This window comes from Streptomyces sp. NPDC014764, assembly GCF_043082785.1.
Taxonomy (GTDB): Bacteria; Actinomycetota; Actinomycetes; order Streptomycetales; family Streptomycetaceae; genus Streptomyces; species Streptomyces althioticus.
Genome location: NZ_JBIBXY010000017.1, coordinates 12,107 through 25,532 on the forward strand (window position 1 = coordinate 12,107; position 13,426 = coordinate 25,532).

At 68.9% G+C, this 13,426-nt stretch carries 10 protein-coding genes and 2 pseudogenes; 5 read left to right on the plus strand and 7 right to left on the minus strand.

Translation table 11 applies throughout. The features are described from left to right. Positions 1-76: 76 nt before the first annotated feature. Genes ACF1AG_RS28525 through argC form a run of 5 tightly spaced genes read right to left on the minus strand, consistent with a single transcriptional unit; the run spans position 77 to position 4,928 of the window. Positions 77-634 carry an arginine repressor gene (locus ACF1AG_RS28525; RefSeq protein WP_391810603.1) on the minus strand — a complete coding sequence of 186 codons (558 nt, stop codon included), beginning with the start codon at positions 632-634 and terminating at the stop codon, positions 77-79. A 7-nt stretch (positions 635-641) separates the two neighbouring features. Next, positions 642-1,847 (minus strand): acetylornithine transaminase, encoded by a 1,206-nt coding sequence (locus ACF1AG_RS28530; RefSeq protein ID WP_391810604.1) that lies wholly within the window; start codon positions 1,845-1,847, stop codon positions 642-644. Further along, a complete protein-coding gene (gene argB / locus ACF1AG_RS28535; RefSeq protein WP_391810605.1) occupies positions 1,844-2,755 on the minus strand; it encodes an acetylglutamate kinase in 912 nt (303 codons plus the stop codon). The genes ACF1AG_RS28530 and argB overlap by 4 nt, the downstream gene beginning before the upstream one ends. Next, positions 2,752-3,903, minus strand: a complete 1,152-nt coding sequence (gene argJ, locus ACF1AG_RS28540) for a bifunctional glutamate N-acetyltransferase/amino-acid acetyltransferase ArgJ (protein ID WP_359605815.1) — start codon at positions 3,901-3,903, stop codon at positions 2,752-2,754. Before argJ ends, argB begins: the two co-directional genes overlap by 4 nt. Then, the gene (gene argC / locus ACF1AG_RS28545; protein ID WP_391810606.1) at positions 3,900-4,928 is read right to left on the minus strand and encodes an N-acetyl-gamma-glutamyl-phosphate reductase; all 1,029 of its coding nucleotides are present in this window, start codon (positions 4,926-4,928) and stop codon (positions 3,900-3,902) included. The genes argJ and argC overlap by 4 nt, the downstream gene beginning before the upstream one ends. A gap of 710 nt (positions 4,929-5,638) precedes the next feature. Between argC and ACF1AG_RS28550 the strand changes: the two are divergent. Continuing rightward, positions 5,639-6,430, plus strand: a pseudogene (locus ACF1AG_RS28550) (hypothetical protein); the annotation flags it as partial. 443 nt (positions 6,431-6,873) lie between these two features. On the opposite strand, the gene ACF1AG_RS28555 reads toward ACF1AG_RS28550, so the two are convergent. Beyond that, on the minus strand, positions 6,874-7,557 hold the full coding sequence (locus tag ACF1AG_RS28555) for a TetR/AcrR family transcriptional regulator (protein ID WP_359605554.1): 684 nt from the start codon (positions 7,555-7,557) through the stop codon (positions 6,874-6,876). A 225-nt stretch (positions 7,558-7,782) separates the two neighbouring features. Between ACF1AG_RS28555 and ACF1AG_RS28560 the strand changes: the two genes are divergently transcribed. The 4 genes and pseudogenes from ACF1AG_RS28560 (at position 7,783) to ACF1AG_RS28575 (ending at position 11,731) form a co-directional block, all read left to right on the plus strand. After that, complete coding sequence (locus ACF1AG_RS28560) at positions 7,783-8,328, plus strand: cupin domain-containing protein (protein WP_387796748.1); 546 nt, start codon at positions 7,783-7,785, stop codon at positions 8,326-8,328. A gap of 296 nt (positions 8,329-8,624) precedes the next feature. Continuing rightward, positions 8,625-9,536 carry a fumarylacetoacetate hydrolase family protein gene (locus tag ACF1AG_RS28565; RefSeq protein WP_387796746.1) on the plus strand — a complete coding sequence of 304 codons (912 nt, stop codon included), beginning with the start codon at positions 8,625-8,627 and terminating at the stop codon, positions 9,534-9,536. Between the two features lie 267 nt (positions 9,537-9,803). Further along, a pseudogene (locus ACF1AG_RS28570) lies at positions 9,804-11,091 on the plus strand (YhgE/Pip domain-containing protein). Positions 11,092-11,137: 46 nt separating this feature from the next. Beyond that, positions 11,138-11,731 (plus strand): TetR/AcrR family transcriptional regulator, encoded by a 594-nt coding sequence (locus ACF1AG_RS28575; RefSeq protein ID WP_391810622.1) that lies wholly within the window; start codon positions 11,138-11,140, stop codon positions 11,729-11,731. A gap of 230 nt (positions 11,732-11,961) precedes the next feature. Here the strand turns inward: ACF1AG_RS28575 and ACF1AG_RS28580 are convergent, their stop codons facing one another. Next, entirely contained in the window at positions 11,962-13,425 is a 1,464-nt protein-coding gene (locus ACF1AG_RS28580; protein WP_391810607.1) for an MFS transporter, read from the minus strand. Position 13,426 lies beyond the last annotated feature (1 nt).

The window sequence follows — 13,426 nt, forward strand, 5'->3', positions numbered from 1 at the left end:
CAACACCCTCAGGGGCGCGGAACTGCGCGCCCGGCCCCCACCGGGGCGCACTCGGCGACGAACCGAACAAGCCCCTTCAGTGGCCGTTCTGAGCCAACCGCAGCAGGTGATCGGCGAGAGCCTGCCCACCCGTGGGCTCCCGGCTGATCAGCAACAGCGTGTCGTCCCCGGCGATGGTGCCGAGAATGTCGTGCAACTCGGCCTGGTCGATCGCGGACGCCAGGAACTGCGCCGCCCCCGGAGGCGTCCGCAGCACGACGAGATTCGCGGAGGCCTCCGCGGAGATCAGCAGCTCCGCCGACAGCCGCCGCATCCGCTCCTCCTTCGCCGACTCCCCCAGCGGCGCCCGCGGCGTACGGAACCCGCCCTCGCTCGGCACCGCGTAGATCAGGTCCCCGTCGTTGTTGCGGATCTTCACCGCGTTCAGCTCGTCGAGGTCGCGGGAGAGCGTCGCCTGGGTGACGCTCAGCCCGTCGTCGGCGAGCAGCTTCGCGAGCTGGCTCTGCGACCGCACCGGCTGCCGGTTGAGGATGTCCACGATCCGGCGGTGCCGTGCGGTGCGGGTCTGCGGCACGGCGGGACCGGCCTGCCCGCCCTGATCCGCCGTACGCTCCTGGTCCTGCTCCTGGCTCATCGTCGTCTCATTCTCCGGATCGTCCTTCCCCACCCGCGCGTCCGGCGGCGTCCAGGATGCCGGGCAGCGCCCCGAGGAGCGCGGCCACCGCGTCGTCCCCGAGGTTCAGCGGCGGCATGAGCCGTACGACGTCGGGAGCGGCGGCGTTCACGAGGAACCCGGCGTCCTGAGCCGCCTCTTGCGCCTGGGGCGCGAGCGGCTCGGTGAGCACGATACCCAGGAGCAGGCCCGCTCCCCGGACGTGGTCGATCAAGGCGTGCCCGAGGCCCTCGATCCCCTCGCGCAGCTTCTCGCCCTGCCGCTTGGCGTTCTCCAGCAGTCCGTCGCCGGCGATGGTGTCGAGTACCGCGAGTCCTGCGGCGCAGGCGACCGGGTTGCCGCCGAAGGTCGTGCCGTGGTGGCCGGGCCGGAGCAGCTGGGAGGCGCGGCCGAAGGCGACGGTGGCGCCGAGCGGCAGTCCGCCGCCGAGCTGCTTGGCGAGGGTGACGACATCCGGCAGGACGCCCTCGTGGGCCTGGTAGGCGAACCAGTCGCCGGTCCGGCCGACGCCGGTCTGCACCTCGTCCAGCACGAGCAGCGCGCCCTTGGCGGCCGTGATGGCGCGGGCGGCCTTGAGGTAGCCGGAGGGCGGGACGACGACGCCGAGTTCGCCCTGGATGGGTTCGAGGATGACGAGGGCCGTGTCCTCGGTGACGGCCGCGTCCAGGGCCTGGGCGTCGCCGAACGGCACGTGGGTGACGTCCCCGGGCAGCGGCAGGAACGGCTCCCGCTTGCCGGCCTGGCCGGTGAGCGCGAGGGCGCCCATGGTGCGGCCGTGGAAAGCGCCCTCGGTCGCGACGACGTGGGTGCGTCCGGTGAGCCGGCCGATCTTGAAGGCGGCCTCGTTGGCCTCGGCGCCGGAGTTGCAGAAGAAGACCCTGCCGTCCCGGCCGAAGAGCTGGAGCAGCCGTTCGGCGAGGGCGACGGTCGGCTCGGCGAGGAAGAGGTTGGAGATGTGGCCGAGGGAGGAGATCTGCCGGGTGACGGCCTCGACGATCGCCGGGTGGCCGTGGCCGAGGGCGTTGGTGGCGATGCCGCCGACGAAGTCGAGGTACTCCTTGCCGTCGGCGTCCCAGAGCCGCTGGCCCTCGCCGCGCACGAGGGGGATGCGGGGCGTGCCGTAGTTGTTCATCAGCGCGCCCTGCCACCGGGCGGTCAGTTCCGCGTTGCTCACGAATCCCCCTGTTCGTCGGGCACGACCATGGTGCCGATGCCCTCGTCCGTGAAGATCTCCAGCAGGATCGAGTGCTGGACCCGGCCGTCGATGACGCGGGCGGTGTTCACCCCGTTGCGGACGGCGTGGAGACAGCCCTCCATCTTGGGCACCATGCCGGAGGACAGGTCCGGCAGGAGCTTCTCGAGCTGGGACGCGGTGAGACGGCTGATCACCTCGTCACTGTTCGGCCAGTCCTCGTAGAGGCCCTCGACGTCCGTGAGGACCATGAGGGTTTCGGCGCCCAGAGCAGCAGCGAGTGCCGCAGCCGCCGTATCAGCATTGACGTTGTAGACATGCCCCGAATCACCATCGTCCTGGGAGCGGGCGATCGACGAGACGACGGGGATGCGGCCGTCGGCGAGCAGGGCCTCGATCGCGCCCGTGTCGATCTCGGTGATCTCGCCCACCCGCCCGATGTCGACCAGCTCTCCGTCGATCTCGGGCTGGTGCTTGACGGCGGTGAGGGTGTGCGCGTCCTCGCCGGTGAGGCCGACGGCGAGCGGTCCGTGCCGGTTGAGCAGGCCGACCAGCTCACGCTGGACCTGCCCGGCGAGCACCATGCGGACGACGTCCATGGCGTCCTCGGTGGTGACGCGCAGGCCGGCCTTGAACTCGCTGACGATGCCGTGGGTCTTCAGCGCGCGGCTGATCTGCGGGCCGCCGCCGTGCACGACGACGGGCTTCAGTCCGGCGTGCCGCAGGAAGACGACGTCCTGGGCGAAGGCGGCCTTCAGGTCCTCGTCGACCATGGCGTTGCCGCCGAACTTGATGACGACGGTCTTGCCGTGGTGCCGGGTCAGCCAGGGCAGCGCCTCGATGAGGATCTGCGCCTTGGGCAGCGCGGTGTGCTTACGGGTGACGGTCATGAGGAGTAGGCGCTGTTCTCGTGGACGTAGTCGGCGGTGAGGTCGTTGGTCCAGATGGTGGCGGTGGCGTCACCGGCGGACAGGTCGGCGACGATGTGCACCTCGCGGTAGCGCATGTCGACCTTGTCGCGGTCCTCGCCGACGCCGCCGTTCTTGCACACCCAGACGCCGTTGATGGCGACGTTGAGCCGGTCGGGCTCGAAGGCGGCCTGGGTGGTGCCGATGGCGGAGAGGACGCGGCCCCAGTTGGGGTCCTCGCCGTGGACGGCGCACTTGAGGAGGTTGTTGCGGGCGATGGAGCGGCCCACCTCGACGGCGTCGTCCTCGGTCGCGGCGCCCACCACCTCGACCTTGATGTCCTTGCTGGCGCCCTCGGCGTCGCGGATCAGCTGCTGGCCGAGGTCGTCGCAGACGGTCCGTACGGCCTCGGCGAAGTCCTCGTAGGCCGGGGTGACGCCGGAGGCTCCGGAGGCGAGGAGCAGCACGGTGTCGTTGGTGGACATGCAGCCGTCGGAGTCGACGCGGTCGAAGGTGACCTTGGTGGCCGCGCGCAGCGCCTTGTCCAGGGTCTCGCCGTCGACGTCGGCGTCGGTGGTGAGGACGACCAGCATGGTGGCGAGGCCGGGGGCGAGCATGCCCGCGCCCTTGGCCATGCCGCCGACGGTCCAGCCGTCCTTGGTGACCACGGACGTCTTGTGGACGGTGTCGGTGGTCTTGATGGCGATGGCGGCCTTCTCGCCGCCGTGCTCGGAGAGCTGGGCGGCGGCGGTCTCGACGCCCGGGAGCAGCTTGTCCATGGGGAGCAGGACGCCGATGAGGCCGGTCGAGCAGACGGCGACCTCGCCCGCGCCCACGCCCAGCGCCTCGGCGGCCTTCTCGGCGGTGGCGTGGGTGTCCTGGAAGCCCTTGGGACCGGTGCAGGCGTTGGCGCCGCCGGAGTTGAGGACGACGGCGGCGAGCTGCCCGCTCTTGAGGACCTGTTCGGACCAGAGGACGGGCGCGGCCTTCACGCGGTTGGAGGTGAAGACGCCGGCGGCGGCGCGCCGGGGGCCGTTGTTGACCACGAGGGCCAGGTCGGGGTTGCCGTTCTCCTTGATCCCGGCGGCGATGCCCGCCGCCGTGAATCCCTTTGCTGCCGTCACACTCACGGCGCAACTCCGATCGTCGAAAGTCCCGTGGTCTCGTCGAGACCCAGGGCGATGTTCATGCTCTGGACGGCACCGCCCGCGGTGCCCTTGGTGAGGTTGTCGATGGCGCTGATCACGACGATCCGGCCGGCGGCCGTGTCGTGGGCGACCTGCACCTGGACGGCGTTGGAGCCGTACACGGAGGCGGTGGCGGGCCACTGACCCTCGGGCAGGAGGCGCACGAACGGTTCGTCGGCGTACGCCTTCTCGTAGGCGGCGCGCACGGACTCCGCGGTGACGCCGGGCTTCGCCTTCGCGGAGCAGGTGGCGAGGATGCCGCGGGGCATCGGCGTCAGGGTCGGCGTGAAGGAGACGGTGACGCGCTCGCCGGCCGCCGCGCTGAGGTTCTGGATCATCTCGGGGGTGTGCCGGTGCCCGCCGCCCACGCCGTACGGCGACATGGAGCCCATGACCTCGCTGCCCAGCAGGTGCGGCTTGGCCGACTTGCCCGCGCCGGAGGTGCCGGACGCGGCGACGACCACGGCCTCGGCCTCGGCGAGCCCGGCGGCGTAGGCCGGGAACAGGGCGAGGGAGACGGCGGTGGGGTAGCAACCGGGCACCGCGACACGCTTGGACCCCTCCAGCGCGGCGCGGCCACCCGGCAGTTCGGGCAGGCCGTAGGGCCAGGTGCCGGCGTGCGGGGAGGCGTAGAAGGCCTCCCAGTCGGCGGCGTCCTTCAGGCGGAAGTCGGCGCCCATGTCGATCACGAGCACCTCGTCGCCGAGCTGCTCGGCGACGGCGGCGGACTGGCCGTGCGGCAGCGCGAGGAAGACGACGTCGTGCCCGGCGAGCACCTCGGGGGTGGTCGGCTCAAGCACCCGGTCGGCCAGCGGCAGCAGGTGCGGTTGGAGCGCGCCCAGGCGCTGCCCGGCGTTGGAGTTGCCGGTCAGGGCGCCGATCTCGACCTCGGGGTGCGTCAGGAGCAGACGCAGCAGCTCACCGCCCGCATACCCGCTCGCTCCGGCCACCGCCGCACGTACCGCCATGGAAAAACCCTCCTCCTGGATGGCATGACTATACGTATCGCTGCACGTTTATGCAACGTGTCGTGGGAGGATCCGCCGGACACCACTGTGACCGAGAGTTTTGGTTGGCGGGCGAGCACACGAGATGGCGGATCTTTGATCCCGTAACGCTTGGTAACTCAGATCGCCGCCTATGAGCACGCACCTTCGCCCTTTCGCCCGACCTCGTAGCCCCCTTCAGGCCGGGCTCGCGCGCCAGTACCCGCTCGCGAACCTGGCCGCCTCGGTCGGCGGCATGTTAGGGGCCACGTCACCTCGTGCGCCGGATTGCCTGAAGTCGCGCCGCCTCCCCGCCCCGAGGGCTTTGCTGAGGTGATGTGCACCCCCTTCCCCGGAGCCTTGACCCGTTGCCTGGCGAGTCGCTGCCCGGCTACCTGCTGCGCCTCTCGTTTCGGCTCGACCTGAGCCCCGCCGACCTTGGCCGCTCCATCGGCCTGCCGCCGTCCACCAACGGCCATCTCACGCGCAACCTCCTTGTGGACTTGCCCGGCCCATCGCTCGACTCATTCGTCCGGGCTACCAGGCTCTCGCGCAATGAAGCACGCGGGCTCACTTTGGGGGCTTGGGGGCACTCCTACCAGCCAATTCGCCGGTCACTACCAACTCGGCCCGGCTATTCGCCTCCGATGAACAGGTGGCTCTTGGGCACTTTTCCCTGATATTGCCCCTTATGCCTTGCCGGGAGCGATACTTCGGCCCAGCGCAGGTACGGCGGGCCGTGGAAAAGGGAATGGCACCTCGGCATTGTCTTTGCCTGCATGCAGCACGAGTGCTTTCTCCACCACCAATGCCCGCGATGTCATCGACCAGCGGCAGGCGGCCTAGAACCCACCGGACTGATCCCCTACGACGGGTTCCACGGTCTCCACCCAGCCGAGTGCCGCTATCTGTTCTCGCCCAGGGCCGGAAAGCGTATTCAGTCACCTTGCCGAACTCGCCTCGATCTGGTTCCTCTTCCCACTATTCAACCCACCCCGCAGCTACTCGGCCTGCAGCGGGACCTCCTCACACTTCTCGGCTCCTCGGAAGAATGCAGCGAAGCGAACGAATACTTCAGCGCCCTCCACTTCCTCACCGTGGTCGTCACCGCGACGTGGCCCTCCAGTCGGCACCGAGTCGACTCTGCACTCGTCTCCGCTGTCGACACAGAAGCCCGAGGCCGCAGCTACTTCGGCACGCTTCGGGCCCACGACGCCAGCCCCACCAACTCCATGGCCTGTGGCGCCATACTCGGCGCCGCTCACTCACTGCTGCAGAGCGATCGCCTTAGCGACGTCCTCGCCAAGTCGTTCGAGTCCGGCCTAACAAACACGCCCGCCCGCACCGGCTTGGCCTCGATCTTCGCCAAGTACGAGGGCTCCTGCTCGCAACGTCTGCGCATGGCAGCAGCACCCCTCATCCGCGATTACTCAAGTCCCGCAGTGATCTGCAGCGGTACTCCGCCGACCTGCGGGAAGTTCTGATAGATCACGGGAGAACGCTTGCCAGGCACATCGACGCCGGGGGGCTTGTTGTCGAATGAGCCGGCAGGTCCGCCAGGCCAGGTCGTGCTGCGTGGTCGGCGACACAACGCATTGGTCGGACCCTGCCAATGAACTCATGCGGGAAGCCTCAAGAAGACAACTTCCGGCGGCAGTTGACCGGAAGGGGGTCGTCGGAACGTGGAATGACCCCCGAGATTCCGACACATGCACGCCGGACGTTTCGTCATCCAGGGGAGGTGATCCATGGTGGCAAAACGGAGGTGTTGGACCTCAAGGGATCACTTCATGTCCCGCCCACCCCCAGACCTCCCGCAGCTATCCGAGAGCTTCGAGGCACCCCGCAGTGCCGCTTGCCCCAGCAGGGCGGGTGATCTTGTTAGTTGGTGGGGGCGTCATGATGCGCGGGCTACCAGCGAGGGACATCACCCGCCCTCAAGCCCCACCCATGCGATCGCCCCCCGCATCTGGAACTCAAGAAAGTCCTCGCGCGCGTCGATGGTGCCCTGCAACTGACCGAAGATCTCCGCACTCACCGCGCCGCACAGCTGCAGCCACGCGCCGAGCACGCGGGCCACCACTTGCCCCGGCAGGCCCGGCAGGCGTTCCTCGGCCAGCGCCTGCGCCTCGTCACCCAGGGTTCCACTCAAAGGCGCGGCGGCCTGTACACAGCCGGCCGAGAACGCCTCACTCACCACGCCGCCGAGCGCGAGCGCACCTCGGGCTGCGGCACGGTTCGTGTCCTGCGGCGCGGCGTAGCCGGGGATCGGGCTTCCGTAGATCAGCGCCCACTCATGGGGATGCGCCAGAGCCCAGTGCCGCACCGACTGGCTGATCCCGAGACAGCGTTGCGCGTAGGAGCCTGACGTGGCGGCGGCGCTCTCGGCCGCTGCGCCCACGCTGTCGTAGGCGTCGATGATCAGAGCCGTCAGCAGCTCGTCCCGGCCGTCGAAATACCGGTACAAGGCTGAAGGGGCCATGTCCAGGTCCCGGGCCACCGCACGCAGGGACAAGCCGGGTCCCTGCTCGGCCAGGTGCCGCCGGGCCACCGTCTTGATCTCGGCCGTGAGCTGAGCGCGTGTCCGCGCGCGAATTGAGGCTGCCGTCATATCGGCCAGTGTTCCATGTTCCGCATCGAGAACACTGAACTTGACAGAGAACAGTGTTCGCGCACAATGGGGAGTGAACAGTGTTCTCCCTGTGAGGATGCGGGATCTCTCGCCCCTTGCGCGCGGCGCAGCCGCAAGGAGGACAGCACGATGAGTGGGCGGCATGCCAGCCGTCCGCGGCGCTCTGGGCATCTGCGTGAGTGCCGCCGGAAAGGAATCGCAATCATGTCGGACGAGAACAAGGGCGATCAGTCGGCCAGTGGCGCGTCACGTCTGGTAATTACCGGGGTCACCGATGCCGGTCGGTCGACGATCGTCTCCGACGGCCCGACGGCCGTCGTTTACGGCAGCCCGTTCGTGACCGCGGCCGCCCTGTGGGAGGCCGAGAAGCTCCCGCCACAGCCGGGCGGCAACCACCACCCGGTCCTGCACGAGGACTTCGCACCGCACACTGGGGCGCGCGTCTTCCTGAGTACCTTCCCGCCCCAGTCGCAGTGGGCGGACAACCCCGAGATGGTGCGCGAAGTCCTGGCCGCGGCCGGCATGGAGCCGGAGGGCGACCGCCCGCCCGGCTTCCACGCCACCGACACCATCGACATCCAGACCGTCGTCGACGGCGAGATCTACTGCCTCACCGACGAAAAGGAAGTCCTGCTCACCCAGGGCGACACCATCATCATGAACGGCATCCAGCACGCCTGGATCAACCGCTCCGACAAGCCCGCCACCGTACTCGCCACCATGATCGCCAACCCGGTCCGCAACGCATAAGGGGCGCCGCACCGGATGTCCGGTGCCGCCGACCGGGGCCGCCTCGGGCGGGGGCGGTGACGGACGCCCACCCGCGCAGGCGGAGCCCCCGCGGGGTCGCGTTGGTCCGCTTCGGGCGTCGGGTGTGACGGCGTGGCGTTGAATGCCGCGGCCGCCCTCAACGCGGGAGACCTGAAGAAGAGCCAGTCAGCACGCGCCACGGCCGGATTGCCGCTCCGTGTCACCCTCCCTACGCTAATTTCGTTGTCTGTAACCGCAAGTTTCGAATAGTGAAACTGCATGTCAGGAGAGCACCCATGACTCACGTACGTCGGCGCTTCGCCGCCCCCGGCCACATCGTGACCGAGACGAGCCTGGACGGGGCGACCTGGGCGCCCACCGAGAACGCCCTGGGGTATGCGTCGCCGTTCAGCCAGGAGTGGGAGCTGGAGCAGCTACGGCGGCTTCGCGTGGCGGACGGGGACGTCGTCCTTCCGTTCCGGCCGCTGTCGGTGCGCGACTTCACGATCTCCGAGAAGCACAACATCGACGGGGCGAAGGGGTACGCGCGGCGCTTCATGCCGCGCTTGGCCACCGTGGCCCGGGGAATCGAGACGGTAACCCGTCGGCCGGTGAAGGCGCTGCGCCCGAACAAGCTTTGGTACGAGAAGCCCATCTACTACCTGAACAACACGGTGACCTTCGTGCCGAGCGGCACCCCCGTCGCGTTCCCGTCTTACACCAAGGCGCTCGACTACGAGCTGCAGCTCGCGTTCGTGATCAACCAGCCGCTGCTCGACGCGACGCCGCAGGAGGCCGAGAAGGCGATCGGTGCCTTCGTCGTGATGTGCGACTTCAGCGCGCGGGACGTCCAGATTCCCGAGATGCAGAGCGGTACGGGACCGCAGAAGGGCAAGCATTTCCTCAACTCGATGTCGGCCACTGCCGTGACCGCCGACGAGGTGATCGGTTCCTGGCGCGACCTGAAGGGGACCGTGACGGTCAATGGTGAGGTCGTCGCGCGGCCGTTCACCTCGGACGCCCACTATGGGCTCGGGGAGCTGCTGGCCCACGCATCACAGTCCGAGCAGCTCGTGCCGGGCGAGATGTTCAGCATCGGCTGCCTGACGTATGGCAGCGGCATGGAGATGAACCACTGGATCGCCCCCGGTGACACCATCCGCCTCGACCTCCCCGGCATCGGCACGATCGAGCACCCGATCATCTGAGTTGGCAACCGACGGCACGGCGGGCCCCTCATATGAGACCGGGGTCGCAGGTGCGTGGCCGGATGAACGCGCAATCCAGGGCGTTCTCAGCGGCGAGCGGCCCTTGCAACGACGGCCATGGCGAGGTCCTTCTCCTTGCCCCGTCAGGCAGCCGCCCTGCACACCGTGCGCAAGAGCCACGCCGACTGCCGCTGGGCGCGAGCAAACAGCCTGGCTGTGCCCTTTGAGCTTGACCGAACAGTTGGAAGCACCCCCACGGAGAGAGTCATGGCTGCCGACAGCCCGCATCATCACGCCGCCTATCGGGCGACTGCTTCCGCGCTCCTGCACCGTCCCAAGTTGTGGCTGGCCCCTACCCTCCCTCCTCACCGGGGTGCTCGCACTGCTGTTGTCCCTGCTGTACATGGGCGGCATCGTCAATCCGAATCGGGATCTGCACGATCTGCCGGTGGCGATCGTCAACGCCGACACGGGCAAGCCGCTGGCGGGGCAGCAGGAGAACCTGGGCACGCAGATCACCCGGACCGTCACCTCCGACACCTCGAGCGACAAGGCCGCCTGGCGCCAGCTCACCCGGGCCCAGGCGCAGGACGAGCTGGCTTCCGGGAAGATCTACGGCGCGCTGGTGATCCCGGCCGGCTTCACCAGCTCGGTCAGCGCGCTCACCACCGCCGACGCGACGGCCAGGCCCACCATGACGGTGCTGACCAACCCCGGCATGGGCAGCCTCGGATCCTCTCTTGCGAGCAAGATCGCCACTACCGCCGCCCAACAGGCGTCGCACTCCATCGGCAAGCAACTCACCGCGGCCACCGGGACCGGCACGAATTCCACCACGAACCTGCTGCTGACCGACCCGGTCCAGATCGCCACCCAGGTCGGCCACCCCATCGGCGAGAACACCGGGCTGGGGCTGAACGCCTTCTACTACACGCTGCTGCTGGTCCTGGCCGGATTCATGGGCGCCAACCTGATCAACCTCGGGGTCGACACCGCCCTCGGCTACGCGGACAGCGAGATCGGCCCCTGGCACACCCGCCGCCCGACTGTGCCCATCAGCCGGACCCAGACCCTGCTCCTGAAGATGGCCATGACCGCGGGCATCACCGCCGTCACCGTCTCCCTGGTCATGCTCGGCACCGTCGGCATCCTGAACATGGACGCCTCCCACCTGCCGCTGCTGTGGATCTTCTCCTACTGCGCGGCCCTCGCGGTCGGCCTGGGCGTGCAGGCCATCACCGCGGCGTTCGGCGGGCTCGGTCAACTCGTCTCGATGTTCGTGTTCTTCGTCCTGGCTGTGCCCTCCTCCGGCGCCACCATCCCCCTGCACGCTGTTCCCGCCTTCTACCGGTTCCTGAGCGCCTTCGAACCGATGCGTCAGCTCAGCGAGGGGCTCCGGGCCCTGCTGTTCTTCGACGCCCGCGCCGACGCCGGCCTGGCCCGCGCCTGGACCATGATCGCTATCGGTACCGCGCTCGCCCTGCTCTTCGGCTTCGCCATGACCCTCTACTACGACCGCAAGGGCCTCAAACGCCTTACGCCGCAACCCGCTTGACGGTGGCCGCTCGTAGGATCCTGAGAGGGGACGCATGGGTGAGGGCATGGTGGTGGAAGCAGCACCGCGCCGCCGTCGGATGACGCCCGAGCGCGAGGCTGAGCTGTACGCAGTCGTACGCGGCCTGATTCGTGAAGTCGGGTACGAGGCCCTGACGATGGACGCCGTGGCTGCCCGCACCCGCACCAGCAAAGCGACGCTCTACCGCCTGTGGGACGGCAAGGCCCAGCTGGTCGTCAAGGCACTGCGCAGCCGGAAGCCGCGGTTCGGCGCGCTCGACACCGGGTCGCTGCGCGGTGATCTGCACGCCATGGTGCGCCGCGACGACGATCACCAGATGGAGCAGAACAACGCGCTGATACGCGGCTTGATGACGGCCGTGCACACCCACCCGGAACTGCTCACTGCCCTCAGGGACCGGGTCATCGAACCCGAACTGGCCGATCTCAACCGGATGCTGCAGCGAGCGGTGGACCGAGGCGAGATTCGGCCCGACAGCCCGGCGCTCCCGTACGTGATCCACATGCTGACCGGGGCCTTCACCACCCGCAAGCTCATCGATGGGCAGCCGCCCACGCAGGCCTACCTCACGTCGTACATCGACGCCGTGGTCCTCCCCACCCTCGTCGCCGGACCATGACACCGCCCAAGTGTCACGCTCCGTGCGACGGGAGCGGGGCCAAGGCCGTCGCCCAGCCAGGATCCGGCCTCGATCTTCGCAGTCAGCGGAGAGGACGGCTGCGAGCCGGCATCCGTTTCTGCGCGCGGCTCACGAAGCCGTGCCGGACTGATAGGCAGGACATTTCCGTGCCTGGCGCCGGTGCCCGGGGCGGGGTCACCCGGTCCTGCCCCGGGCACCGGATCGCGGACTTACACGACCTTCCGGACGCGCCGCAGGCGGCGCCTTGCCGGTAGCAGGCCACTCGGTCGGGGTGCCTGTCCCGCGCGGCTCGGCCCGGCAGGCTCCGCGGCCGCGTCGGTGATGTCGAGTAGCGCCCGGTTGTGGGTGTTCTCGCCGAAGAAGCAGATGATCAGGCCGCCGGCGAGGATGACGATCGCGGTGGTGACGAACACGCCGGTGAAGCCGAGTACCTCGGCGATCGCGGCGATGGCCAGGCCGCTGGCGACGCCGGCCAGGCGCCCGAATCCGTTGGCCAGGCCGGAGCCGGCTCCGCGTACGGAGGTCGGAAAGATCTCGGGCAAGTAGGCGTACATCACGGCGGCGTTGGTCTGGATGAGGAAGGCCGCGATGAATCCCGCGGCCACCAATACCGGCACGCTGGTGGTGAAGGCGAAGATCACCATGGCTGCCGCGACGAGGGCGCTGAGGACGAGCATGACGCGTCGGCGCTGCCAGCGGTCGGCGATCGGCGCGGCGGCCAGTGCGCCGACGACCGGAGCGATGGCCAGGATGGCGGTGATGGTGAGGGACTTCTGTGAGGAGTAGCCCTTCTCAACGAGCATGGTCGGCACCCAGTTGGTGAAGCCGTAGGCGCCGAAGATGCCGAGGAACATCGTCAGGCAGATCACCACGGTGCGTTTGCGGTAGGGCGGCCGGGCCAGGTGCTTGACGGTGTAGTGCGGCTCCGCGGGGTGTACGTCGGCTGCCGGCAGGGGCTGGCCGGTGCGTGCTTCGGCTGCCTTCTCGAGGCGGTCGGCGACCTGCTCGGCCTGCTCGGTGCGGCCGTTGAGTTCGAGCCAGCGGACCGATTCGGGCAGGAGCCAGGCCACGAGTACCGCAGGGAGGAGCCCGATGCCGCCGATCACGAACACCCATCGCCAGGCGTCCGCGCTGATGGGGACTATCTGGCGCGCTGCGATGGCCATCAGCGGAATGCCGAGGCTGCCGATGCCGATCATGAGTGACATGTACCGGCCGCGGGAGGTGCGCGGGAACATCTCCACGATGTACACGAGCAGTGCGCTGGTTGCGGCCTGCACGCCGACACCGGTCAGGAAGCGGAGCACGGCCAGGACGCCGTAGGTGGGGGCGAGCGCGCACAGGATCGAGCAGGTGGCGTAGGCGATCGCGGCGGTGGTGAGGGTGCGCTTGCGCCCGATCCGGTCGGCCAGATGTCCGCCGGTCAGGGCGCCGACGAACATGCCGAGGAACGTGAAGGAGGTCAGGGCCCCGACGTCGGTGATCGACAGGCCCCATTGGGACCGCAGTTGTGGGGCGACGTAGGCGAACGCGTACACGTCGGCGATGTCGCACAGGAACATCAGGCTCAGCACCGCGGTCCAGACGAGGTGCTCACGGCTGGTTCCGGGGAGGCGTTCGATCCGTGCTGAGGGTGGTGCGATGATGCTACCCGCTGTCTGTGGTGCAGACATG